Source organism: Pseudomonas sp. S31 (genome assembly GCF_016648105.1).
Classification (GTDB): Bacteria; Pseudomonadota; Gammaproteobacteria; order Pseudomonadales; family Pseudomonadaceae; genus Aquipseudomonas.
The window spans coordinates 34,945-59,286 of record NZ_JACVVE010000016.1 but is presented as its reverse complement, the minus strand read 5'-3'; the positions used below and the strand labels follow the sequence as shown (position 1 = coordinate 59,286).

At 63.5% G+C, this 24,342-nt stretch carries 21 protein-coding genes and 2 pseudogenes; 7 read left to right on the top strand and 16 right to left on the bottom strand.

Annotated features, from left to right (window positions below):
• Window positions 1-107: 107 nt before the first annotated feature.
• From IAE37_RS13915 to IAE37_RS28815, 3 genes are all read right to left on the bottom strand, one after another.
• A complete protein-coding gene (locus tag IAE37_RS13915; RefSeq protein ID WP_201174505.1) occupies window positions 108-698 on the bottom strand; it encodes a hypothetical protein in 591 nt (196 codons plus the stop codon).
• Complete coding sequence (locus IAE37_RS13910) at window positions 695-1,978, bottom strand: AAA family ATPase (RefSeq protein ID WP_201174503.1); 1,284 nt, start codon at window positions 1,976-1,978, stop codon at window positions 695-697. The genes IAE37_RS13915 and IAE37_RS13910 overlap by 4 nt, the downstream gene beginning before the upstream one ends.
• Before the next feature lie 185 nt (window positions 1,979-2,163).
• Window positions 2,164-2,385 (bottom strand): hypothetical protein, encoded by a 222-nt coding sequence (locus IAE37_RS28815; protein WP_236409955.1) that lies wholly within the window; start codon window positions 2,383-2,385, stop codon window positions 2,164-2,166.
• Between the two features lie 54 nt (window positions 2,386-2,439).
• On the opposite strand from IAE37_RS28815, the gene IAE37_RS13900 reads away from it, so the two are divergent.
• Window positions 2,440-4,161, top strand: a complete 1,722-nt coding sequence (locus tag IAE37_RS13900) for a SulP family inorganic anion transporter (protein WP_201174501.1) — start codon at window positions 2,440-2,442, stop codon at window positions 4,159-4,161.
• 119 nt (window positions 4,162-4,280) lie between these two features.
• On the opposite strand, the pseudogene IAE37_RS13895 reads toward IAE37_RS13900, so the two are convergent.
• The 9 genes and pseudogenes from IAE37_RS13895 to ehuR all read right to left on the bottom strand — a co-directional run.
• Window positions 4,281-4,607 (bottom strand): annotated as a pseudogene (locus tag IAE37_RS13895) (DUF2955 domain-containing protein); the annotation flags it as partial.
• Window positions 4,608-4,685: 78 nt separating this feature from the next.
• Window positions 4,686-5,504 carry a polyphosphate kinase 2 gene (gene ppk2, locus IAE37_RS13890; RefSeq protein WP_201174499.1) on the bottom strand — a complete coding sequence of 273 codons (819 nt, stop codon included), beginning with the start codon at window positions 5,502-5,504 and terminating at the stop codon, window positions 4,686-4,688.
• Window positions 5,505-5,652: 148 nt separating this feature from the next.
• A complete protein-coding gene (locus IAE37_RS13885; protein ID WP_201174497.1) occupies window positions 5,653-7,035 on the bottom strand; it encodes an aspartate aminotransferase family protein in 1,383 nt (460 codons plus the stop codon).
• 12 nt (window positions 7,036-7,047) lie between these two features.
• A complete protein-coding gene (locus tag IAE37_RS13880; protein WP_201174494.1) occupies window positions 7,048-8,514 on the bottom strand; it encodes an NAD-dependent succinate-semialdehyde dehydrogenase in 1,467 nt (488 codons plus the stop codon).
• A 36-nt stretch (window positions 8,515-8,550) separates the two neighbouring features.
• Entirely contained in the window at window positions 8,551-9,570 is a 1,020-nt protein-coding gene (doeB, locus tag IAE37_RS13875; protein ID WP_201174492.1) for a N(2)-acetyl-L-2,4-diaminobutanoate deacetylase DoeB, read from the bottom strand.
• A gap of 3 nt (window positions 9,571-9,573) precedes the next feature.
• Window positions 9,574-10,764 carry an ectoine hydrolase DoeA gene (gene doeA, locus IAE37_RS13870; protein WP_201174490.1) on the bottom strand — a complete coding sequence of 397 codons (1,191 nt, stop codon included), beginning with the start codon at window positions 10,762-10,764 and terminating at the stop codon, window positions 9,574-9,576.
• Window positions 10,765-10,800: 36 nt separating this feature from the next.
• Window positions 10,801-11,793 (bottom strand): ectoine utilization protein EutC, encoded by a 993-nt coding sequence (gene eutC / locus IAE37_RS13865; protein ID WP_201174488.1) that lies wholly within the window; start codon window positions 11,791-11,793, stop codon window positions 10,801-10,803.
• 31 nt (window positions 11,794-11,824) lie between these two features.
• The gene (gene eutB, locus IAE37_RS13860; RefSeq protein WP_201174486.1) at window positions 11,825-12,796 is read right to left on the bottom strand and encodes a hydroxyectoine utilization dehydratase EutB; all 972 of its coding nucleotides are present in this window, start codon (window positions 12,794-12,796) and stop codon (window positions 11,825-11,827) included.
• A 208-nt stretch (window positions 12,797-13,004) separates the two neighbouring features.
• Complete coding sequence (gene ehuR / locus IAE37_RS13855) at window positions 13,005-14,399, bottom strand: MocR-like ectoine utilization transcription factor EhuR (protein WP_201174596.1); 1,395 nt, start codon at window positions 14,397-14,399, stop codon at window positions 13,005-13,007.
• A gap of 241 nt (window positions 14,400-14,640) precedes the next feature.
• Here ehuR and ehuB point away from each other — a divergent pair, with 241 nt between their 5' ends.
• The 4 genes from ehuB to ehuA all read left to right on the top strand — a co-directional run bounded on the left by ehuB (window position 14,641) and on the right by ehuA (window position 17,724).
• Window positions 14,641-15,495, top strand: a complete 855-nt coding sequence (ehuB, locus tag IAE37_RS13850; protein ID WP_201174484.1) for an ectoine/hydroxyectoine ABC transporter substrate-binding protein EhuB — start codon at window positions 14,641-14,643, stop codon at window positions 15,493-15,495.
• A gap of 62 nt (window positions 15,496-15,557) precedes the next feature.
• Window positions 15,558-16,217 (top strand): ectoine/hydroxyectoine ABC transporter permease subunit EhuC, encoded by a 660-nt coding sequence (gene ehuC / locus IAE37_RS13845; protein ID WP_201174483.1) that lies wholly within the window; start codon window positions 15,558-15,560, stop codon window positions 16,215-16,217.
• A complete protein-coding gene (gene ehuD, locus IAE37_RS13840) occupies window positions 16,214-16,870 on the top strand; it encodes an ectoine/hydroxyectoine ABC transporter permease subunit EhuD (protein ID WP_201174482.1) in 657 nt (218 codons plus the stop codon). Before ehuC ends, ehuD begins: the two co-directional genes overlap by 4 nt.
• A 59-nt stretch (window positions 16,871-16,929) precedes the next feature.
• Window positions 16,930-17,724 carry an ectoine/hydroxyectoine ABC transporter ATP-binding protein EhuA gene (gene ehuA / locus IAE37_RS13835; protein ID WP_201174594.1) on the top strand — a complete coding sequence of 265 codons (795 nt, stop codon included), beginning with the start codon at window positions 16,930-16,932 and terminating at the stop codon, window positions 17,722-17,724.
• Window positions 17,725-17,811: 87 nt separating this feature from the next.
• On the opposite strand, the gene IAE37_RS13830 is transcribed toward ehuA, so the two are convergent.
• The 4 genes and pseudogenes from IAE37_RS13830 to IAE37_RS28810 all read right to left on the bottom strand — a co-directional run.
• Complete coding sequence (locus IAE37_RS13830; RefSeq protein ID WP_201174481.1) at window positions 17,812-20,238, bottom strand: TonB-dependent siderophore receptor; 2,427 nt, start codon at window positions 20,236-20,238, stop codon at window positions 17,812-17,814.
• A 163-nt stretch (window positions 20,239-20,401) separates the two neighbouring features.
• Window positions 20,402-21,358, bottom strand: a complete 957-nt coding sequence (locus tag IAE37_RS13825) for a FecR domain-containing protein (RefSeq protein WP_201174480.1) — start codon at window positions 21,356-21,358, stop codon at window positions 20,402-20,404.
• Entirely contained in the window at window positions 21,355-21,858 is a 504-nt protein-coding gene (locus IAE37_RS13820; protein WP_201174479.1) for a sigma-70 family RNA polymerase sigma factor, read from the bottom strand. The genes IAE37_RS13825 and IAE37_RS13820 overlap by 4 nt, the downstream gene beginning before the upstream one ends.
• Window positions 21,859-21,951: 93 nt before the next feature.
• Window positions 21,952-22,246, bottom strand: a pseudogene (locus IAE37_RS28810) (Fic family protein); the annotation flags it as partial.
• 101 nt (window positions 22,247-22,347) lie between these two features.
• Here IAE37_RS28810 and IAE37_RS13815 point away from each other — a divergent pair.
• Window positions 22,348-22,737 (top strand): YybH family protein, encoded by a 390-nt coding sequence (locus IAE37_RS13815; RefSeq protein ID WP_201174477.1) that lies wholly within the window; start codon window positions 22,348-22,350, stop codon window positions 22,735-22,737.
• A 93-nt stretch (window positions 22,738-22,830) separates the two neighbouring features.
• Window positions 22,831-24,330 (top strand): purine-cytosine permease family protein, encoded by a 1,500-nt coding sequence (locus tag IAE37_RS13810; protein WP_201174475.1) that lies wholly within the window; start codon window positions 22,831-22,833, stop codon window positions 24,328-24,330.
• Window positions 24,331-24,342 lie beyond the last annotated feature (12 nt).

The window sequence follows — 24,342 nt, the reverse complement described above, 5'->3', positions numbered from 1 at the left end:
GGCCTGCACCCAATGACTTCTGGTTTAACGTCTGGTTCTGTTTCTACGCCCCAATGAAAAAGCCCGTTGGAAGCACTTTCCAAGGGGCTTTGTTTTTCTCAGAGGACCTATTGAGCATCCAGCCTTTCCACCGCTGCGGCAATCAGGGGCGCTACCTCTCGAAGGCCATCCAAATTGATTTTACCCTCCTGGTACTTTGAGTACCAAGCACGACGCTGCCTTAGCACCCTCTCATCATCACGCAGATGAAGGCGCGTCAACGTTTCTGTCGCTGCAACCCGCAACTCCTCAGGTACCTTCTCAAGCACGACGACAAGTTGCAAAGAAGGTAACAGAACCTCAAACCATCCTTCACGAACCAAATGAGGATCTAAAATTTCGACCGACTTCCTCTTACTACTATTGATCCAGCCAGAGCAAAAACGGTAATTGGTCCATTCGTAGGAAAGCGACTCATCAGCATCGACCGGTAAAAAGTGATCTACGGTCCCAACTGGCTCATACATTGCGCTATAGCCGCATCGATCCTGGTATCCGTCTGCGAGAGCAGATCTGAAAGGACTCCAAAAATCTCTTGGCCTCGTTTTAGGCGTTCGACTGACTTTTGGATTATCTCTCAGCCATTGCTCTCCCTTCTTTCGACACTTCGTATCGAACTCAGCTGGTTCAGCTAAACGTTCTAGATCGATTTCGATCATGCTTGCTCCGAAGGATGCTGCCGAGGTACTTGCTTCGTTTCCACCAACCAGCGAGGCCAAAAATCATCGTGCCCGGCTAAAACACGCTCTAATTCTCTATGAATGGCTGCCTGCGACTTGAGCGTTGGAGGCAAAACAGCTTTTTCTCCGCGCATCCAAGCCTCAGCAGCTTCAATTGCAGATTCAGCTTCGATGGATCGCGCCTGACGTAACCCAAAGGAGTCAGAGACCAACCAGTTCACGACATCCCCCTGCTTTGCCCATTGCTCCTTGATCACACTGGCTTGACCGTCACACAGTTGGATGTTGAAAATTGCATCTTTGGACTCGTCGAACTCCGGCTCGACAGAGGCCAGCACTAATGGCGAGTGAGTTGCAACGATAAGCTGAACCGGGACCTTCTTACCGGTCAAAGCCTGCATGACTTTCAACAAAGCCGGGACCACACGACGCTGCCATTGTGGGTGTAGATGGCATTCTATCTCGTCAATGAGAAAGATGATTTCCTTTGCTTGCTTACGCCCGGTTTGCTCGCATGCGAAAATGTGCTCACGCCAAGTCCAGACCAGTAAATAAGCCAGTGCCGCAACACGTCGCATGCCCGCAGAAGCATGAATCAACGCCACATCTTGCCCATAAGGCATTCGTAGCGATGGGTAATCTTTTACGTCCAACCCCAATCGCACCGGTTTGCCCGGTTCAAGCCTCTCAGCTCCAGAAGGAGATAAGGTATCCAGTACCTTGATCAGATCGTCAAAAGCCGGGTCTTGCCCTTTTTGCCACAACACCCAATCCTGAATTAAGCCATTGCAATAGCGGATCCCTCCAGGCCCCTCAAGGCCATTCCAAACTTGATCAGGTGAAAAGTTAAATGCCCGAGGGCGTTCGCCTGCTTCTTCATCCTGCCAATAGTTGCGAACAGGGTCCCATGCAGAAAAACTACCATCGACCCCGGCATAAATTACGACGCCGGGAATGGGCGGTCTGCCCTTTTTGGTCGGCCACTGTTGCTCCACGCGCTTGAAAACACTGGTCTCGTCGAAATCGCCAGGAGTGGACTTACTATAGGCATAAGCAATGCTGCTCCGCTTGCTGCCGAGAGGAGGCACAGCTGGAACGCCTCGAGCCCAGGTACGTGTCAATGCCCACCAAGCGATGTCGAGCAGGAAGCTCTTGCCTAGGCCGTTGTCGCCCGTGATGAAATTAAGGCGAGCGTCGAACTCTATCGGCCCAAATGTCGCTGCGGGCCCTACTCCGCTGAGCGTAAGGCTCTTAAGCATGCATCAATCTCCTGCAGCAAAAAATCATGGCATGTCCCTGTCAGCTTCTTTAAGACCTAGGGAGCAGCCGTTTAGTCCAATTTGATCATGCCTGTCGTTTATCGACCACTCAACTGGGGCATTCAGCTCGAAATTTAGCGAGCGCTCACATCTCGCAGGCTATCGTTTTCTGGATGCCCTCCGGCTCAAATTCCGCTGGACTCAGCAGCCGCTCCGTCAACACCCTCCCCATCTGCAAATTGTGCGCACCGCTTGCCGATGCCCGATTCGCCGGGATTGCCGCAGATGTATTCGTCACGGGTGTCTTCAACTCCGCGTAGTAACTGAATGACATAGAGCAATGTCTCAGCAGAGAAACCGCAGCGCCGTGCATAGGATAATTCCCAAGCTATCTTGATCTGAAGCAATTGGTTTCAAGTTCAGAACTCTCCTCCAACAGTGAGAAAACTGAGGCTTCATACATGCATGAAACGCCTCCCCACTCCCGCGTCGACTGGCAACGCTGGCTCCCGGGCCTCGCCACCCTGCTGCACTACCAACCCGCCTGGCTACCCAAGGACATCGCTGCCGGTCTGGTGCTCACCACCATGCTGGTGCCGGTCGGCATCGCCTACGCCGAAGCCTCCGGGGTGCCGGGCATCTATGGCCTGTACGCGACCATCATCCCCCTGCTGGCCTACGCCCTGTTCGGCCCCAGCCGTATCCTCGTGCTCGGCCCCGACTCGGCCCTGGCCGCGCCGATCCTGGCGGTAGTGGTGCAGTACGCCGCCAGCGACCCGCAACGCGCCATTGCCATCGCCAGCCTGATGGCCCTGGTGGCTGGCGCCTTCTGCGTGATCGCCGGGCTGCTGCGCCTGGGCTTCATCACCGAGCTGCTGTCCAAGCCGATCCGCTATGGCTACATGAACGGTATCGCGCTCACGGTATTGATCAGCCAACTGCCCAAGTTCTTCGGCCTGAAAGTCGACAGCGAGGGGCCCCTGCGCGACCTCTGGCACCTTGGCCAGGCGCTCTTGGCCGGCCAGGGGCATTGGCCAAGCTTCATCGTCGGTGCCGGTAGCCTGGTGCTGATCCTGCTGCTCAAGCCCTTCAAGCGGATACCGGGCATCTTGATCGCCGTGGTGCTGGCAACGCTCGCCGTGAGCCTGTTCAACCTCGACCAGATGGGCGTCAAGGTACTCGGGCAATTGCCCCAGGGCCTGCCCAGCCTGGTGTTCCCGTGGGTCAGCGACATCGATCTGGTCGAAGTGCTGCTGGGCGGGATTGCCGTGGCCCTGGTGTCATTCGCCGATACGAGCGTGCTGTCACGCTCGTATGCCGCGCGGCTGAAAACGCCCGTCAATCCGAACCAGGAAATGTTCGGCCTGGGTGTGGCCAACCTGGCCTCGGGGTTGTTCCAGGGCATCCCGATCAGCAGCAGCTCGTCGCGTACACCGGTGGCCGAGGCAGCCGGCTCGAAAACCCAATTGACCGGCATCATCGGCGCGCTGGCGGTGACCCTGCTGCTGCTGGTCGCCCCCAACCTGATGCAGCACCTGCCCAACAGCGCCTTGGCCGCCGTGGTGATCGCTGCGGCGTTGGGGCTGTTCGAGTTCGCCGACCTCAAGCGTATCTTCCGCATGCAGCAATGGGAGTTCTGGTTGTCGTTCACCTGCTTCGTCGGCGTGGCGGTATTCGGCGCGATCCCGGGCATCTGCATTGCCGTGGCGATCTCGGTGATCGAGTTCCTGTGGGATGGCTGGCGGCCGCACCACGCGGTGCTCGGGCGGGTCGATGGCACCCGTGGCTACCACGACGTCAAACGTTATCCACAGGCCCGACGGATTCCGGGGCTGGTGCTGCTGCGCTGGGATGCGCCGCTGTTCTTCGCCAACGCCGAGCAGTTCCAGGGCACGGTACTGACGGCGCTGGACGAATCACCGACGCCGGTGCAACGGCTGGTGATCGCTGCGGAGCCGGTGACCAGCATCGACATCACCTCGGCGGACATGCTCGCCGAGCTCGACCGGGCGCTGGAGGCTCGCGGGGTCGAATTGCAGTTCGCCGAGATGAAAGACCCGGTGAAGGACAAGATGAAGCGCTTCGAGTTGTTCGAGCCTATGGGCGAACGGGCGTTTCACCCCACGGTGGGCGCGGCGGTGGATGCCTATCTGGCGGATACCGGGATTGATTGGAAGCCTTAGATCGCCTGAACTGGCCTCTTCGCGGGGCAAGCCCGCTCCTACAGCTACAGCGTTGCCCATGAGGTCACACGATCCCTGTAGGAGCGGGCTTGCCCCGCGAAGAGGCCAGTACAGGAGTGTTAGGCAGCCCGCACCCGGCGCCGGTCGATCCAGACCAACATGGCGCTGGCATACAAAGACACGACCAGGAACAGTGCCATGCGCACCGCAAAGGCCTTGTACACATCCTGCCCGCCGGCGCTGTCCTGCACCGATTGCCCAAGCAGGATCAGCAGGGTCGTCAGGCAACTCACCCAGTACGCCGGGCTTTGCCTGGTATCCACCGCACGGTAGAGCCTGCGCGCCTGCCAGAGGACGAACAACAGCACCCAGAGGAAGAACATCCACAGGTGCACGAACAGGCTCAGCGCGCCCCACATCAACACCGCCAGCACCCCGGCCAGCAGGAACACCACCGTCGCCTGCTGCAGGCTGCCGTCATGTGGCATAGGTTCGCCCCCTTGCGACTCCCCGCAGGGAGGGGATCAGAATCGTTCTTCGACCACTTTGAAGGGGTAGGCCACGGCCTTGTACTTGCCGATCTTGCCGCGCTTGGGCAACTTCACCACCTGGTCGCGGGTGATGTCCTTGTAGGGGATGCGCGTCAGCATGTGGCTGACGATATTCAGCCGGGCACGCCGTTTATCGTTGGAGTGCGCCATGAACCAAGGCGCCCAGGACGAATCGGAGGCGGCGAACATATCGTCGCGGGCGCGGGTATAGTCGTCCCAGCGGGTGTACGACTTGAGGTCCATGGGCGACAGCTTCCACAGTTTGCGCCCGTCGTTGATGCGGTCCTGCAGGCGGCGGGTCTGCTCATCGGCGCTGACTTCGAGCCAGTACTTGATGAGGATGATCCCCGACTCGACCATCATCTTCTCGAACAGCGGCACCACGGTGAGGAACTTGGCGCTCTGCTCTTCGGTACAAAAGCCCATCACCCGCTCGACGCCAGCGCGGTTGTACCAGCTGCGATCGAAGATCACCACTTCACCGGCGGCCGGCAGATGGTGCAAGTAACGTTGCACGTACATCTGGGTCTTTTCCCGCTCGGTCGGGGCCGGCAGCGCCACGACGCGGAACACCCGCGGGCTGACGCGCTCGGTGATGGCCTTGATGGTGCCGCCCTTGCCGGCGCCATCGCGCCCCTCGAAGACGATGCACACCTTCAGCCCCTTGGCGACCACCCACTCCTGCAACTTGACCAGTTCTACGTGCAGGCGCTTGAGTTCCTTCTCGTAGGCTTTACCGCCCAGCTTTTCCAACCGCTCTTTCGGCGCTTTGTTCCTGGACGGCTTGGCCATGGCACTCTCCCGAAGGGCAATGAAGAGTCAGTATGGTCGATCCATGGCGACTTGCCGTTTCGCTTGTCAGTCGGTTGGCTGAAGGGCTGCCGGTGCCGGCAAGCGGACTGCCGCAGGAGCCCGCTTACCGACGAGCGAGGCGTCGAGGTCAACCCAGCTTGTCGGCCACCTCATCGACGGCCGCCTTGGTGATGGCGACGATCGTCTCGGCGTCGTCCTGGGTCAGCACCAACGGCGGGGCAAAACCGAGGATGTCGCCATGCGGCATGGCGCGGGCGATCATGCCGCGCTCCAGGCAGGCCGCCGACACCTGCGGGCCGATCTTGAGCGCCGGGTCGAACGCGGTGCGCGCCTCCCGATCGGCCATGAACTCGACCGCGCAGAGCATGCCGTCACCCCGCACTTCACCCACCAGCGGATGGCCTTCGAGCGTCTCGCGCATACGCCGGTTGAGGTACCCGCCCACCTGTTCGGCGTTCTCGGTCAGGTGCTCGCGCTCGAGAATATCGAGGTTGGCCAAGGCCGCCGCCGCGCAGATCGGGTGACCGGAATAGGTCCAGCCGTGGCCCATCGGCCCGGCCTTCTGCGAGCCTTCGTCGATCACATTCCAGACTTTTTCACCGACGATCACCGCCGAAAGCGGCGCATAGGCGCTGGTCAGCCCCTTGGCTGTGGTGATCAGGTCCGGGCGGATATCATAGCGCTGGCTGCCCATCTTCGAGCCCAGCCGGCCGAAAGCGCAGACCACTTCGTCGGCGATCAGCAACACGTCGTAGCGCTGCAGCACGGCCTGGATCGCTTTCCAGTAGCCCTTGGGCGGGACGATGATGCCGCCGGTGCCCATCAGCGGCTCGCCGATGAAGGCGGCGACCGTGTCCGGGCCTTCGGCGAGGATCATCTGCTCCAGCGCGTCGGCGCAGTGCTGCACGAAGGCCTGTTCGTCCATGCCGGCCGGGGCCTGCCGGTACCAGTGCGGGCAGACCGTATGCTTGACACCTTCCACCGGCAGGTCGAAATGCTGGTGGAAGCTGGGCAGCCCGGTCAGGCTGCCGGTCATGATGCCCGAGCCGTGATAGCCACGCTCGCGAGAGATGATCTTCTTCTTGCGTGGCCGCCCGAGGATATTGTTGTAGTAACGCACCAGCTTGACCTGGGTCTCGTTGGCGTCGGAGCCCGACAGGCCGTAATAGACCTTCTTCATGCCCGCCGGGGCCCAGTCGATGATGCGCCTGGACAACTCGATGATCGCTTCGGTCGAGTGGCCGACGTAGGTGTGGTAGTAGGCCAGTTCCTTGGCCTGGCGGTGGATCGCGTCGGCCACCTCGGTACGGCCGTAGCCGATGTTCACGCAGTACAGGCCGGCGAAGGCATCGATCAGTTCCCGGCCTTCGTGGTCACGCAGGCGGATGCCCTCGGCGCCGGTGATGATCCGGCCCTTGAGCGCACCGCTGGCGTGGTCGTGGGCATGGGTCGAGGGGTGCATGAAGTGGGCGCGGTCCTGTTCGAACAGCTGGCTGAAATCTTGGCTCATGGCAATCGCTCCTTAGAACTGACCGTGGTGGTGCAGGCAAACGTATTTGGTTTCGACGAAGGGCTCGAAGCCCTCGCTGCCGCCTTCGCGGCCCAGGCCCGAGGCCTTCATGCCGCCGAATGGAATGGGGTGGCCGGTGAACTTGACGCCGTTGATCGCCACCATCGCGTGATCGAGCCGGCGTACCAGCGGATGGACGACATCGAGGCGGTTGCCGACGATGTACGCCGCCAGGCCATACTCGGTGTCGTTGGCCATGGCGATGGCCTGGTCCAGCGTATCGAACGGCATGACCCCGGCGATCGGCGCGAAGTTTTCTTCCTGGTAGATACGCATCGCCGGGGTGACATCGGCCAGCACCGTCGGCTGGAAGAACCAGCCACCCAGGGCGTGGCCCTCGCCGCCGACCAGGCGCCGGGCACCGCGCTGCAAGGCGTCTTCGACCCGCGCCTGGGTCGCATCGAAGGCAGCCTGGTGCATCAGCGGGCCGACTTCTGCTGTCGTCTCTTCACCCTCGGCCATGGCCGGCCCCACCTTCAGTGCCCGCACCGCCTCGGCGAAGCGCGCCAGGAAGGCTTCGTACAATGGCCGCTGCACCATGATCCGATTGGCCGCGCAGCAATCCTGGCCGGAGGTCTGGAACTTGGCCGCCACGGCCACCCGTACCGCCAGTTCGAGATCGGCATCGGCGCAGACGATGAACGGCGCGTTGCCGCCCAGTTCCAGCGCCACCTTTTTCACATCCTGGGCCGCAGCCTGGAGTACCAGCTTGCCGACGCGGGTCGAGCCCGTGAAGCTGACTGCACGCACACGGCTGTCGCGGACCAGGGTTTGCATGACCATCTGCGGTTCGCCGATGACCACGTTGAATACCCCCGGTGGGAAGCCGGCGTCCTCTGCCAGTTGCGCCAGGGCCAACGCCGAAAAGGGCGTTTCATGGGCCGGCTTGACCACCACCGTACAACCGGCGGCGAGTGCCGCAGCCGCCTTTCGGGTAATCATGGCGCTGGGGAAGTTCCACGGCGTGAGCAAGGCGCAAACCCCGACGGGTTCCTTCAGCGTGCTCAACTGGGCCCCCGCGATATGGCTGGCAATGGTCTGGCCATTCAGGCGCCGGGCCTCCTCGGCGAACCAGGGGATGAAGCTCGCCGCATAGGCGATTTCACCCCGCGCTTCAGCCAGCGGTTTGCCCTGCTCCTCGCTGAGGATACGCGCCAGTGCTTCCTGATGTTCGAGGATCAGCTCGGCCCAGCGTCGCAACCGTGCAGCACGGCTGTCCAGGCTCTGCTGGCGCCAGGCCGGGAAGGCCCGCTCGGCGGCATCCACGGCGACCACGATCTGTTCCTGATCGAGCGAGGGCACCTCGCCGATGAGCCGACCGCTGGCTGGATCGTGCACGGCGATGCGGTTGCCACTGTGGCTGTGCAGCCACTGGCCGTCGACGTGGCACAGGCTATTGAATGGGTAGTGGTGTGACATGACTGTTCTCCATACCTCGTTGTCGTGGCGCCGGGGCTAGGGCAATACGTCGGCGATCACCGCCAGGGTGTCGCCGCACTTGACCAGCCCGGGGAAATGCCGGGCGGCGAGCAGGCCACTGCGGCGGGCGCGGTATTCCACCGCGGCGCTGCCGGTGCGGCGGATGTCGTGGATGCGGGCGATCACTTCGCCCTGGCCGACCGTGTCGCCCAGGTCGCGGCACATCTCCAGCAAGCCGTCGTGCTCGCTGGCGATGAAGCAGTCGCCATCGGGCATGTCGAGCAGGATGGTCTCGCCCTGCTCCATCTGGCCGGCGAGGATGCCGGCGTGGATCAGCAGGTTGCGCACGCCGCGCTCGGCCAGGGCCACGCTCTTCGCCGTGGAGGTGCCGCCGCCACCCAGCTCGGTGGTGACGAACACCTTGCCCTGCTCCTCGGCGGCGGTGTCGTACATCGCCTGCGCATCCAGCTCCAGCATGCGCATGCCGTAGGGCGCGGCGAAGGCCTGCATGCCGGCCTCACAGCGCGCCTGCTGGGCCTTGTCGGGCAGCACATGGCAGGCGGCGAAGGGCAGGAAGTCGAGGGTACGGCCACCGGAATGGATATCCAGGACGATATCGGCCAGCGGCAGCAAGGTGCGCCGGAAGTAATCGGCGATCTTTTCCGTCACGCTGCCATCGGGTCGCCCAGGGAAACTGCGGTTGAGATTGCCTTTGTCGATCGGCGAAGTACGGGTGCCGGCATGAAACGCCGGGGTGTTCATGAACGGGATGATGATCACCCGCCCCGTCACCTCATCGGCTTGCAGCTGTTGGGCCAGCTTGCTCAGCGCCACCGGGCCTTCGTATTCGTCGCCGTGGTTGCCGCCGGTGAGCAAGGCGGTCGGGCCGCTACCGTTCCTGACCACGGTCAGCGGGATCATCACTGCACCCCAGGCCGAATCGTCGCGCGAGTACGGCAGCTTGAGAAAACCATGCTGTACACCGTCCTGGTCGAAATCCAGGGTGCAACTGATCGGGTTGGCCATCACGCTGGTGGCCTGTGCGATTGCATTCATGCTTCAGTCCTTCACGAACAGCTGGCGCGGCACGTTGCACAGGGTCTCGACCCCGGTCTCGGTGATGAGGATGCTTTCGGTGATTTCCAGGCCCCAGTCGTCCATCCACAGCCCCGGCATGAAGTGGAAGGTCATGCCCGGTTGCAACACGCTGGTGTCGCTCGGGCGCAGGCTCATGGTGCGCTCGCCCCAGTCTGGCGGGTAGCTGATGCCGATCGGGTAGCCACAGCGGCTGTCCTTGTGGATACCGAACTTCTCCAGCACCGCGAAAAATGCACGGGCGATGTCGCCGGTGGTGTTGCCTGGCCGGGCCGCATCCAGGCCTGCCGCAATGCCTTCGACCACCGCCTTTTCCCCTTCGAGGAAGTGCTGCGGCGGCTTGCCCAGGTACACCGTGCGCGACAGCGGGCAGTGGTAGCGCTTGTAGCAGCCGGCGATCTCGAAGAAGGTGCCGGCACCGCGAGTGAACGGTGAATCGTCCCAGGTCAGGTGCGGCGCGCTGGCATCGGCGCCGGTCGGTAGCAAGGGCACGATGGCCGGGTAATCGCCGCCATGGCCATCGACGCCGAGGATGCCGCTGCGGTAGATCTCGGCCACCAGTTCATTCTTGCGCATGCCCGGTTCGATGCGTTCGAGAATGCCTGCGTGCATCTGCTCGACGATGCGCGCGGCGATGCGCATGTACTCGATTTCCTGCGGCGACTTGACCGCCCGCTGCCAGTTGACCAGGCCCGCCGCATCACTGAAGCGCGCCTGGGGCAAATGCGTGCACAGGGATTGATAGGCCGCTGCGCTGAAGTAGTAGTTGTCCATCTCCACGCCGATGCTCAGGCCGCCCCAGCCCTTGGCCAGGATCACTTCCTGGCACAGGTAGTCCATTGGGTGGCGCTCACGCGATTGCACGTAGATGTCCGGGTAGCCGACGATGTTGTCGTGTTGCATGAACACCGTGCGCTTGGCGCCGTTGGCGTCTTGCCCGCGACCGAACCAGATCGGCTCGCCATCGAGCGCCAGCAGCACGCATTGGTGCACGTAGAACGACCAGCCGTCATAACCGGTAAGCCAGGCCATGTTCGATGGGTCGGTGACCAGCAACAGCTCCAGGCCCTGCGCCTGCATGGCGGCGCGGGTCTTGGCCAGGCGCTGGGCGTATTCCTGCCGGCTGAACGGCAAGTTGACCACTGTCTGTGACATACGGATGCCCTTCTTGTGAGTGGGTTGCGAAAGGTGTCAGCTGAGAAACGCCAGGCCTTTGTTCGCGGCGACTGCGCGTTCGAAGGCCAGGTTGGCGATGGCGGTGTCCTGGGCGCCGGTGCCGGTCAGGTCGCACAGGGTGACCTCCTCGGCGTTGGCGCGGCCCGGGTGCAGGCCGGCGATGATCTGGCCCAGTTCGGAATGACTGGCCTTGTCGCTGATCGTGCCGGCAAGCAAGGCATGGTGCAGTTCGCCGAGCACGCGGGTCTGGCTCAGGCGATCGGCGACATAGCGGTCGAGCCGGGCCAGGGCCTGGGGGGCGATCTCGTTCTTGTGCTCGGCGTCCGAGCCCATGGCGGTGATGTGCAACCCCGGTTGCAGGTGATGTGGCTGGATCAGCGGCTCGCAACTGGGCGTGCAAGTGATGGCGATGTCCACCGCCTGCATGGCCTGGTCGACACTGTCGCAGGCCTGCACCTGCAGTTGCCCATCACGGCCCAGGTCGTCACACAAGGCGGCGGTCTTTTGCCCATCGCGGCCCCAGACCATGACCCGTTCGATCGGCCGCACCAGGCGCAGGGCCTGCAATTGCAAGCGGGCCTGTTCGCCACTGCCGATCAGGGCGACGCTGCGGCTGTTCTGCCGCGACAGCCAGCGGGCAGCCACCGCCCCCGCGGCAGCGGTACGCACGGCGGTGAGGTAGCCGTTGTCGAGGAGCAAGGCATCGAGCAGGCCAGTGCGTGCCGAAAGCAGCATCATCATGCCGTTGAGGCTGGGCAGGCCGAGCTTGGGATTGTCGAAAAAGCCCGGGCTGACCTTGATCGCGAACCGTTCGAGGCCGGGCAGGTAGGCGGTTTTCACATCCACTTCGCCATTGTGCTCGGGCACATCCAGGCGCAGGATCGGCGGCATCGCCACCTTGGCCGTGGCGAGCAAGGCGAAGGCCCGCTCGATGGCATCGAGCGCATCATGATCGAGGGTGATGCAGCTACGCAGGTCGGCTTCGCTGAGCAAGGTGATGGCCGGCATTGCAATACCTCCAGTGAACAAACGTGAGTTCTCAGGCGTCGCCGCCGTTGATGACGCGCAGGTGTTGTGCGCTGTCGACGTTGCGCCCGCTGAGCACCACCACGACCGGGCCGCGGGCCGGCACCAGGCCGTCGAGCAGCGCGGCGATGCCAACCGCGCCGGCACCTTCGAGCACCAGTCGCTCCTGCTGGTAGGCATGGCGCATGCCGTTGGCGATGGAGGCTTCCGGCAGCAGGTGGAGCTGGTCGAGCAAGCGTCCGGTCATGCCCAGGGTGTACTGGTTGCCCAGGCCGATGCCGCCGCCGAGCGAGTCGGCCAGGGTCGCCAGCTCCTCGACTTCGACCGGGCGGCCGGCCTGCAGGCTGGCGTGCATCGCCGCACCGCGCTGCATGCTGATGCCGTGGGTGGTGATCGCCGGATTGATGCTTTTCAGTGCCAGCGCCACGCCTGCGAACAGGCCACCGCCGGAGAGCGGGATCAGCACCTGCTGCACCTCGGGCAACTGCTCGATGATTTCCAGGCCCAAGGTCCCTTGGCCGGCGATGACCTGAGGATGGTCGAAAGGCGGGATCAGGGCGGCGCCGTGTTGCTCGGCATGCTGCTGCGCGGCGTGCTGGGCATCGTCCTGGGAGTGGCCGACGATGCACACTTCGGCACCCAGGTCGCGGATGGCTCGGACCTTGTTGGCCGGCACCAGCTGCGAAAGGAACACCGTCGCCTTCACGCCCAGTTGCGCTGCCGCGTGGGCCATTGCCCGGCCGTGATTGCCGGTGGACGCAGTGACCACGCCACCCGAGCGTTGCTCGGCGCTGAGCGCCGCGATGGCATTGCTGGCACCGCGCAGCTTGAAGCTGCCGGTGGTCTGCAGGGCTTCGAGCTTCAGGTAGACCGCAACGCCCAGATGACGCGACAGGCTGGCTGACAGCTCCAGCGGCGTGCTACGCACCAGGCCGTGGATACGCTGGCGGGCAAGGTAGAGATCGTGAAGCGAGAGCGCTGACATGACCGGGACCCAACGAGTGAGCTGAAGTTGGGCCGAGTGTATGAGGCGAAAATTGTCGTGATGAATGTACTAGGGCAATTTGCCGGGAAATTTGTTTTGGCCTGTGCCGGCCCTTTCGCGGGTAAATCGCAGCGGCGAACCGCCGCTCCTACAGACCGAGTTGTATCTGTAGGAGCGGGTTTACCCGCGAAAGGGCCGGCACAGGCGATCAAAGCTCATGGATCTGCGGATACTGCCCGAACAACTCGCGCATATCGCCCAGCGCCTGGCGCAGCTTGGCTTCGGAACACTCGGCTCCCACGCACAAGCGCACCGCCCGCGGTCGCGGTGTGCCGCGCACGAGGAATGGCTCGGGTGGCGTCACCGCGATCTGCCTGCGTCGCAAGGCCCGCACCAGGCTGTCCACTTCCCAGCGCTCGGGAATGTTCAGCCACGCGCCCAATGCATGGGCATGCTGACCCCGCACGTATTCCCCGAGGTACTCGCGCAGCAATGCCTGGCGCTCACCCAGCAATCTGCGCTGCAATTCCACCAACTGCATGGCACGCCCATCATTGATCCAGCGCGCGGCGATCTCCGCCACCAACGGCGTAGCCATCCAGCTGTTCACCCGCAGAATGCTTTCGGTGCGCAATGCCAGGCGCTTCGGCATCGCCAGGTAGCCCACACGCAGGCCAGTCAGCACCGACTTGGTCATGCTGGTGCAATAGAACGACAGCTCCGGGGCATACCAACTGAGCGGCCGCGCATGGCGCCCGCCCAGCAGCGGCCCGTATACGTCATCCTCGATGATGTGCACGCCAAAGCGCCGGGCGATGTCGGCGATCTCCTGGCGGCGGCTGTCGGGCATCAGGCTGACGGTCGGGTTGTTGAGGTTGGGCGTGCACACCAGCGCGGTCACCCGCTCGTTGCTGCAGATATCCTCGAAATGCTCCGGGTCGATGCCCTCGCGGTCCATTTCCAGGCCCTTGAGGGTAAAGCCGAGCACCTGTGAATTGCCAATCACGCCATGGTCGGTCAGGCCCTCGCACAGCACCACGTCGTCGGGCCCGGCCAACGAGGCCAAGGCCAGGAAGATGGCATGGGCAGCGCCATTGGTGACCAGCACATCGTCGCGCTCGACCTGCATGCCCAAGCCATCGAGCCAGCGCACCGCCGCTTCGCGATGGCTCTCGAAACCGGCGATCGGCCGGTAGGCATGGATCCACGGCTGCTCCTCCTCCTGCGCAAGCTCGGCACAGGTCTCGCGCCAGATGCGTTCGTGCACCTGGGTGTGGAGGATGCGGGTGATGGAAAAGTCGACCAAGGTGCGCTCGGGGAGGTCGATGATGTCATCCGACACCCGGTCGCTCATGCGCCGGCTGACGAAACTGCCACGGCCAATCTCGCAACGCACCAGGCCCTGGCGCTCCAGCTCCTTGTAGGCATTGGTCACGGTCTGCACACTGATGCCCAGGGCATCGGCCACCTGGCGCTGCGGCGGCAGGCGCTGGTCGTGTACCAGTACGCCGCGCTCGATCTCGGCGGTAACGGCTTGCACCAGGATCTTGTATTTGGACTCGCCGATGCGAGCGGCGTCGAGGGCTGCCTTCCAACTGTGCATCATCATGTTCGCTTCGCTTGCCGGGGCCAGGCTCACAGCATCACCTCTGCGAGCGCCTCGGGCAATTGTCCTAGTGCAATGCCATCGCCGATTCAGCTTTTGTATGCTCCGCCCAAGGTCGACACTCCACTGCCTGGCAGCCCCGAACAAACGACCAGACCCTGCGTTCGCTGTTTTGCTCCACTGCCTCCTAACACAGAGCCGTCCGCGACGGTTTTTATAACAAACAGGAGATTCATTGATGAGCCAGCCTTTCAACGTTTCACGCCCTTTCCAGCGCCTGCTGGTGGCCTGCGCCACCTTCGCCGTGCTGGCCAGCGCCCAGGCCGCCAGCCTGGACGAGATCAAGGAAAGCAGCCGCATCCGTATCGGCTATGCCAATGAAACCCCGTTCGCCTACACCGAGACCGATGGCCGGGTCACGGGGGAGTCGCCGGAGATCGCCAAGGTCATCTTCGAAAAGATGGGCATCGAGCAGGTCGATGGCGTGCTCACCGAGTGGGGCTCGCTGATCCCTGGCCTGCGTGCCGGGCGCTTCGATGTGATCGCCGCCGGCATGTACATCACCCCAGCGCGCTGCAAGCAGGTGATCTTCACCGACCCGCAGTACGCACTGCCCGACACCCTGCTGGTAGCCCAGGGCAACCCCAAGAACCTGCACAGCTATGCCGACATCGCCAAGAACCCAGACGTGAAGCTGGCGATCATGGCTGGCACGGTCAACCTCGCCTATGCACGCGATTCGGGCATCAAGGACGCGCAGATCCTCCAGGTACCGGACACCACCGCCCAGTTGCAGGCCGTGCGCGCCGGCCGCGCCGATGCCGCCGTGGGCACCCAGCTGACCATGAAGGGCCTGGCGAAAAAAGGCGGTGACAAGGTCGAAGCGATCGCCGACTTCACCGATGACCCAGCCCACACCGGCTACGGTGCCCTGGCCTTCCGTCCCGAAGACAAGGCCCTGCGCGATGCGGTCAACGCCGAGATGAAGAAGTGGCTGGGCAGCGAGGAGCACTTGAAGACTGTCGCGCCGTTCGGTTTCGACCGCTCCAACGTGACCGACAAGACCGCCGCCGAGCTCTGTGCCCAGCAGTGAATCGAGGTGGCATGGCGCTTGCCGTGCCATTCCCTGCGTAATCCGATTATTCAGGTCGAACCATGGGTGAATTGATACCGTTGTTACTGCAAGGCGTCTGGATCACCATCCAGATCACCTTCTTCGGCTCGCTGCTGGCCATCGCCGCCGCGATTCTCGCCGCACTCGGCCGGCGCTCGGCATGGCGCCCCTTGAGTTGGCTGTGCTTGGCCTACATCGAAGTGTTCCGCGGCACCTCGTTACTGGTGCAGTTGTTCTGGCTGTTCTTCGTGTTGCCATTGCCGCCGTTCAACCTCGAGCTCAGTGCCTACACCGTGGCCATCGTCGGCCTCGGGCTGCATATCGGTGCCTATGGCGCCGAAGTGATGCGCGGAGCGATCAGCTCGGTAGCCAAGGGCCAGTACGAGGCCTGCACCGCATTGAACATGCCCGCCGCCACCCGATTCCGGCGCATCATCCTGCCCCAGGCGTTGCTGGCCGCCATCGCCCCCGGCACCAACCTGCTGATCGAGCTGCTTAAAAACACCTCGCTGGTGTCACTGATCACCCTGTCGGACCTGAGCTTCCGCGCCCGTCAGCTGGACCAGGCGACCTTCCAGACCCTGGAAATATTCAGCCTCACCCTGCTGCTGTACTTCGTTCTGGCGCAGGTCATCAACTTCCTCATGCGCCGCGTCGAGCGGCGCCTGAGCCGTGGCCGCCTGCGGGGGAGCCTGTCATGAACTTCTGGGACTGGAACTACGTCGCGCAGATCCTGCCCGACCTGCTGCAGGCGTCACTGAAAACCCTCGGCATCACCCTGGTGGGCTTCCTGATCGCCGTGGTGCTCGGCCTGTTCCTGGCCATCGCCCGGCGCAGCCGCCAGGCCTGGCTGTCATGGCCGGTGGCGCTGCTGATCGAGTTCATCCGCAGCACGCCATTGCTGATCCAGGTGTATTTCCTCTACTACGTGCTACCGAACTACGGGGTCAACATGACCGCCATGCAAGCCGGCATCATCGGCATCGGCCTGCACTACGCCTGCTACCTGGCCGAGGTGTACCGCGGCGGCCTCGATTCGGTAGCGCGCAGCCAGTGGGAAGCGGTGGTCGCCCTGAACTTCGCGCCGTGGACCGCCTACCGGGCGGTCATCCTGCCCCAGGCGATCCGGCCGATCCTGCCGCCGCTGGGCAACTACCTGATCGCCATGCTCAAGGACACCCCGGTGCTGTCGGCCATCACCGTGGTGGAAATCATGCAGCAGGCCAAGAACATCGGCTCCGAGAGCTTCCGCTACCTGGAGCCGATCACCCTGGTCGGTCTGTTCTTCCTGGCCCTGAGCGTCGCTCTGGCCTATCTCGTTCGGCGCCTCGAATTGCGCCTGGAGCTCCGCTGATGATCGCGCCTGTGACCCAACTCGTCCCTGCCACCACCCCCCTGCCGTTGGACGCCAGCATGCCGACACCCGCCATCGCCCAACCGATCGTCAGTTTCAAGGACGTGACCAAACGCTACGGCAGCTTCACGGTGCTCGATGGCCTCAACCTCGATGTCGCCCCAGGCGAAAAGGTGGCGATCATCGGCCCCAGCGGATCGGGCAAATCCACCTTGCTGCGGGTGCTGATGACGCTAGAAGGCATCGACCAGGGCATGATTTCGGTCGATGGTGAGGCGCTCACTCACATGCCTGGGCGCAACGGTGCACTGGTCGCCGCCAGTGAACGCCATGTGCGTAAAGTGCGGGCCAAGATCGGCATGGTGTTCCAGAGTTTCAACCTGTTCCCGCACATGAGCGCCTTGCAGAACGTGATCGAGGCCCCGGTTCAGGTGTTGGGCGTGAAACCGGCCGAAGCCCGCGAACGCGCTGCCGAGCTGCTTGAAATGGTGGGCCTGGGCAACAAGTTCGAGCACTACCCGTCGCAGCTCTCCGGCGGCCAGCAACAGCGCGTGGCGATTGCCCGCGCGCTGGCCATGCGGCCCAAGGTGATGCTGTTCGACGAAGTCACCTCGGCGCTGGACCCGGAGCTGTGTGGCGAGGTGCTGAACGTGATTCGCCGGCTGGGCAGCGAGCACAACCTGACCATGCTGATGGTGACGCACCAGATGGGCTTCGCCCGCGAGTTCGCCGATCGGGTGTGCTTCTTCTACAAGGGGCAGATCCATGAACAGGGAACGCCGGCACAGATCTACGAAAACCCGCAGCAGGAACGGACGCGGGCGTTCCTGAGCGCAGTACGCGAGGCGAACTGATCGGGCCTCAGTATTCGCGCCGCTTGCTGAACGCCCAGCGCCCGGCCAGGAAAGTGAGGGGCGCCACCATCGCACAGGCCCACGCACTCACCAGCGGTAAGTGGCAGTCCCCAGCACCGTCCGCCCATTGCCATAGATGCACCGGGTAGCGTCGTAGCAACCCGCCACATACTCCTTGTCGGTCAGGTTGCTGGCATTCACCGCGAACCGCCACGGCCCGGTCTCGTAATGCACCGTGGCATCCAGCAGCGTGTAGGACGGGACGTTCAGCGAGTTGTCCGGTGCCCCTGGGTTGCGCCCGGTGTACCGCACCCCGGCGCCAAACCCAAGGCCTTTGAGCGCACCATCATGCAGTGTGTAATCCGCCCAGAGTGATGCCAGGTTGCGCGGCGTCGGAATGCTGATTGGCGTCTTGCCATCGCTCTCGTCGTTGGCCTTGGTGACCTTGACGTCCTGGTAGGTGTATGTGGCAATCAGGTTCAGCTCGTTGGACAGGCTGGCCACGCCTTCCAATTCGATGCCACGCGAGAGGACCTGGCCGGTCTGCACGTCGCTGTTGGGGTGGGTCGGGTCCGGATCGGCGGTCAGCACGTTGTCCTGGGTGATTTCGAACACAGCGGCGGTCACCGAACTGTTCGAACCCGGCGGCTGGTACTTGATGCCTGCTTCGTATTGCTTGGCCTCGGTCGGCTCGAATGGCTTGCCGTCGAAGTCGGTACCCGCATTCGGGGTGAAGCCTTCGCTGTAGCTCAGGTACGGCGCCAGGCCGTTGTCGGCCAGGTACACCAGGCCAACCCGGCCACTGAAGGCTTCGTCGCGGGTGCGCGCACGGCTTTCGGACGTGACAGTCCAATCATGGGTCTCGGAGCGGGCCCAGTCATAGCGGCCGCCCAGCGTCAGCACCCAGTGGTCGTCGAAGTGCAACTGATCCTGGAGGTACAGGCCGGTCTGGCGGCTGCTCTGGTGGCTGTAACTCCAGGTATCCGAGGTGAACTGGCTGGGGTCGACCGGGCCATAGTCGGTGCCACCATACAGGTCGAACGGCGTGGTCAGGATGTAGGCCTGCGGGTCGGAAGTTCGCTGGCGCTGCCAGTCCACACCGATCAGCAAAGTGTGGCGGATGTCGCCGGTGCTGAAGTCGGCCTGGGCCTGGTTATCCACCGTCCAGCGGCTGTACTTGGGGTTCTCGATACCGGCGTAGCGCAACAACGTGCGGTCATCGCCACCGGGCATCTGATAGTAGGCGGTGGTGCCCACACCGAACACCATGTTGTCGTTCAGGTCCAGGTGGGCGTAGCGCAGGTTCTGACGCAGCTGCCAGATGTCATTGAGGCGTGTCTCGAACTCGTAGCCAAGGCTGTACTGAGTTTTCTCGTATTTGGAGAAGTGCTTGTCGCCGGTGAAGGTGTCACGGCCGATCTTACCGTAGGCCGAGTGCGACAGGGTGCCGACAGCGGGCAAGAAATTGTCCTGGGCGTTGGAGTCGTCAGCCAGGTAACTGCCCAGCACGGTCAGCCGGGTATCGTCGGACGGCTGCCAGGTGAGCGCTGCCGAAAGCGCCTTGCGTTTGTCTTCCCATGGCGTGTCGCGAATGTTGGCTTCATGGCCGATGGCCGTGACCCGATAGCTCCACACACCTTCCTCGTCCAGCGCACCGGTGCTGTCGAAGCCGATCTGGCGGCGGGCATCGGTGCCGTACTGTACCTGGATCTCATGGCTGCTGACGGTGCTCGGGCGTTTGGACACCTGGTTGATCACACCACCGGGGTCGCCTTGCCCATACAGCACGCCCGCCGGCCCACGCAGCACTTCGACGCGCTCCAGCATGTACGGGTCGACCATCCAGCTGGCGAGGTTGATCGTGTTCGGCAGTTGCAGGCCATCGAGGTAGGTGGTCGGCGAAAAGCCGCGGATCACCGTGTACCAGTCGGAGCGGTTGTTGGCGCCATAGGATGACACGCCAGGGGTATAGCGCAGGGCTTCATTGACCGACTGCGCGCCCTGGGCCTCCATGCGCTCGCGGGTGACCACCGAGATCGACTGCGGGGTCTCGTGGATGGGCGTGTCGGTCTTGGTGGCAGTGACGCTACGCTTGGCCACATAGCTGCCAACCGGGCCCAGCGGGTTTTCCTCCCCCATGGCGGAAATGGTTTGCGCCTGCAAAGTGACGGCACCGTCGGTAGCGCTGCGCACCAGGCGCCAGCTGCCATCGCTGCTGGCCTCGGCGGCCAGGCCGGTACTGCCAAGCAAGGTGGCGAAGCCGACATCCAGCGGGTAGTCGCCAGACAGGCCGCGACTGCTCAGGCCACGGGTGAGCGCAGGGTCGAAGCTCAGCAATACACCGGCCTGACGGGCATAGGCGTTGAGCGCACCCTCCAGGCTACCGGCCGGGACTTCGAAGTGCTGGCTGGGTGCCGCCAGGGCGAGGCCTGCAAACGGCAGGTTGATGCCGAGCAAAGCGATACGCAGGGCATGGGCAAGCACGGTGCGGCGGGGGCGAAAGGGCGGCGCCATGGGAATTCCTTGTTGTCATGAGCTGGGATTTCAAGGAGGCCGAACCACCGCGAAAAAACTGCAAAGGAAATGAGATTTTTTTTCTGTGCCGGCCTCTTCGCGGCTAAAGCCGCTTCCACAGGGACGGCGTTGTGCTCATGGCCTGTGCATTGCCGCCTGGGTCTCAAACCGGCTCAAGGCTCACCCACCAGCGCGTCAGGTAGCGTGCCCGAACCGGCAGGCTGCGCCCCAGTGCTGCCAGTGCACGGTCCGGCTCATCCAACGGGAATACGCCGGAAATCATCAGGTCGGCGACCTTCGGATCACACCGCAGCACGCCATTGCGGTAGCGCGCCAGTTCTGCACACAGCTGCGCCAGGCGCCACTGGCGCACCACCAGCCACCCTTCGCGCCAAGCCAGGGCATCGCGGTCCAATGCCTGAGGGGCGAACAACCGCTGACGATCGAAACGCACCTGCTCGCCTGCCGGGATCACAGCTGCCGCTTGCGACAAAGCACCCGGGCGTACCGCCACGGCGCCCTGTTCTACCGCCAGCAATGCACTGTCTTCTGCCAGGCGCACTGAAAAGCCGGTGCCAAGCGCCTGCAGGCTGCCCATCGGCGTGTCGACCCAGAACGGTCGCTCGGCGCCGTCTTTGCCGGTCTGCACCATGATCTCCCCGGCCAGCAGGCGGATGCGCCGCTGCTGGTGGTCGAAGGTCAGGTCCAGTGCAGTGCCGCTGTTCATCTGCAGCCAGCCACCATCCGGCAATTGCAGCCGACGCCGTTCACCGGTGGCGGTACGCTGCTCGGCCAACCAAGGTGAGCCACGCAACCCCACGCTGCCGCCGCCCAGTAGCGCCGAACCACCCAACAGCAACGCCAGGCCTTTGAGTAGGGTGCGCCGATCACGCTGGCCCGGCGCCTGGCGCAGGGCGTGGCTGACCTGCGGCAACGGCATGCCGGCAAGGCGCCCGTCGAACACCGCCAGGCGCTGCCAGGCCTGCTCATGGCTGGGGTGCTGTTCGCGCCAACGAATACAGGCATCGTGTTCGTCGACGGGCGCCACGCCAGAGGCCAATCGCACCCGCCAATCGATCGCCTGCGCCACCACGTCCGGTGCCGGGTCGCCATGCCTCATGCGTAGAGCACCCGATAGCAATGGCCAAAGGCCTGGGTCATGTACTGCTGAACCGAACTGAGCGATACATCGAGCTGTTCGGCGATCTGTGGATAAGTCAGGCCATCGAGCTGCGACAACAGGAACGCCGAGCGTACTTTCGGCCGCAGGCCGTCCAGCATGCGGTCGATTTCCATCAAGGTTTCCAATACCAGCGCGCGCGATTCGGCCGAGGGCGCCTCGGCTTCAGGCAGCGCCGCCAGGCTGTCGAGCCAGGCACGCTCCAGGCTCTGGCGCCGGAAGTGGTCGATCACCAAGCCTTTGGCCACCGTTGCCAGGAAGGCCCGTGGCTCGCGCAAACCTTGTAGCGTGTCGCGCCCGAGCAGGCGCACGAACGTGTCTTGGGCCAGGTCAGCCGCCTGGTGATGACACTCCAGGCGCTTGAACAACCAGCCGCGCAACCAGGAATGGTGGCCACGGTAAAGCTCGCCGACCTGGGCGTTATGGGGGGACGACGGCACGGGATTACCTCGGGGCGGGTTACGCGAGGGCGTTAATGGGAAGCAGTATTATTTACGTTACCGATCATTACAATAGCCGACGATCTTATGAGTTCAGTTCTGTACGCGTCGATACTGTTGCGTCGGGCTACGGGGAGAGTCGGGGTCTGTCATTTCGATGAGTCCAGAAGCCAGAGCGGGCTTGAGATAGGACTTGCTGAAAGTAGGCCGGTGTGAAAGCCCCAATCGCTGCATCAACTCGCTGGCTTTCAACGCCTTCCCTGGCGGCAGGACGCTCAACAGGCTGGTTACTTGATCGGTTACTTGATCGGTTACTTGATCGGTCGAGGTTGCTTCAATCAGCGCCTGGAAAGGCTTGCAGCATGAGTTTTACAAACGGCATCACTTCACAAATTCCTGAACTAATTATTTCCTCCCAGCGATTTTTCCCCTCGCCCGCCCCCACCAGAATCGCAGCACCACAATCACAATAACCGTGAGGCCACTCCCGTGGACCAGACCCTCCAGGTACGCCAGGCCGCCGCCGACCTCGTCAATGCATTCGCCAGCAACGACACCGCCCGCTACTTCGCCTGTTTCAGCGAAGACGCCACCTTCCTCTTCCATACCTTGCCGCAACCGCTGCTGTCGCGCCGCGCCTATGAGCAAACCTGGGCCCAGTGGCAGGCCGAGGGTTTCGTCGTGCTCGGTTGCCAGTCGAGCAATGCCCAGGTCAGCCTGCAAGGCGACGTGGCGATCTTCATGCACGACGTGGCCACGCACATCCGCATCGCCGGGGAGGAACACCAGTTGGCCGAGCGCGAGACCATCGTCTTCCGCCGTCACGGTGAGCAATGGCTGGCCTGCCATGAGCACCTGTCGGTGGTTTCGCACGCCTGATCCACCGTTACGCGGCCCTGCCGCACTGCCATCGCACCCACAAAAGTGCCCGTGCACCGCACCGGCCTACAACAACCGCGCTGGAGCATCACCATGAGCCACTCGACCGGTATCGAGACCAATGGCGTCGAACAGATCCCCGACGATCAACGCGACGCCTCCCCGCTGGACCTGTTCCGCCTGATCTTCGGCGGCGCCAACACCTTCGCCACTGCGGTGCTGGGCAGCTTCCCGGTTCTGTTCGGCCTGTCGTTCCAGGCCGGCGTCTGGGCCATCCTGCTCGGCGTCGGCGTCGGCGCGCTGATCCTCGCGCCCATGGGCCTGTTCGGCGCCCTCAACGGCACCAACAACGCGGTGTCGTCGGGCGCGCACTTCGGCGTACACGGGCGCATCGTCGGCTCGTTCCTGTCGTTGCTGACGGCGGTGGCATTCTTCTCGCTGTCGGTGTGGAGTTCGGGTGACGCCTTGATCGGCGGCGCCAAGCGCCTGGCCGGGCTGCCGGAAACCGACCTGACCCTGGGCCTGGCCTATGGGCTGTTCGCGGTGCTGGTGCTGGTGGTGTGCATCTTCGGCTTCCGCTTCATGCTGTGGGTCAACAAGATCGCGGTATGGGCCTCGAGTCTGCTGTTCCTGCTGGGGATCGTCGCCTTCGCCGGGCCGTTCGACGCGGGCTATGCCGGCAGCGTGAACCTCGGCCAGGCCGGTTTCTGGGCAGCGTTCGTCGGCGCGGCGATCCTGGCCATGAGCAACCCGGTGTCGTTCGGTGCCTTCCTCGGCGACTGGTCGCGCTACATCCCACGGCAGACACCCAAGGCGCGCATCATGCTGGCGGTGATCGCCGCCCAGGCAGCAACCCTGATCCCGTTCCTGTTCGGCCTGTGCACCGCCACCCTGGTGGCCAGCCAGGCGCCGGACTACATCGCCGCCAACAATTACGTCGGTGGTTTGCTGGCAGTGTCGCCGAGCTGGTTCTTCCTGCCGGTGTGCCTGATCGCGGTGATCGGCGGCATGTCTACCGGCACCACCGCCCTGTATGGCACCGGCCTGGACATGTCCAGCGTGTTCCCGCGCCTGCTCAGCCGCGCCGGCGCCACCCTGCTGATCGGCGTGCTGGCCATCGCTTTCATCTTCATCGGCCGCTTCACCTTCAACCTGGTACAGAGCGTGTCGACCTTCGCTGTGCTGATCATCACCTGCACCAGCCCCTGGATGGTGATCATGATCCTCGGCCTGATCACCCGTCGCGGCTTCTACCACGCCGATGACCTGCAAGTGTTCACCCGTGGCCAGCGCGGCGGCCATTACTGGTTCCTGCATGGCTGGAACTGGCGCGGCATGGGCGCGTGGGTCCCCAGCGCGCTGGTCGGCCTGTGCTTCGTCAACCTGCCGGGCCAGTTCGTCGGCCCGCTGGGCGACCTGGCCGCAGGCATCGACCTGAGCTTGCCGGTGACCCTGGGCCTTGCCGGCGTGCTGTACCTGCTGCTGCTCACTCTGTTCCCCGAACCTGCTGGCGTGTACGGCCCCAACGGCCCGCGCTGGGTGCGTTGCAAAAGCACCGCGCACACGCCCGTGACCCTTGCCGACCCGGCCTGACTGGAAACCCAC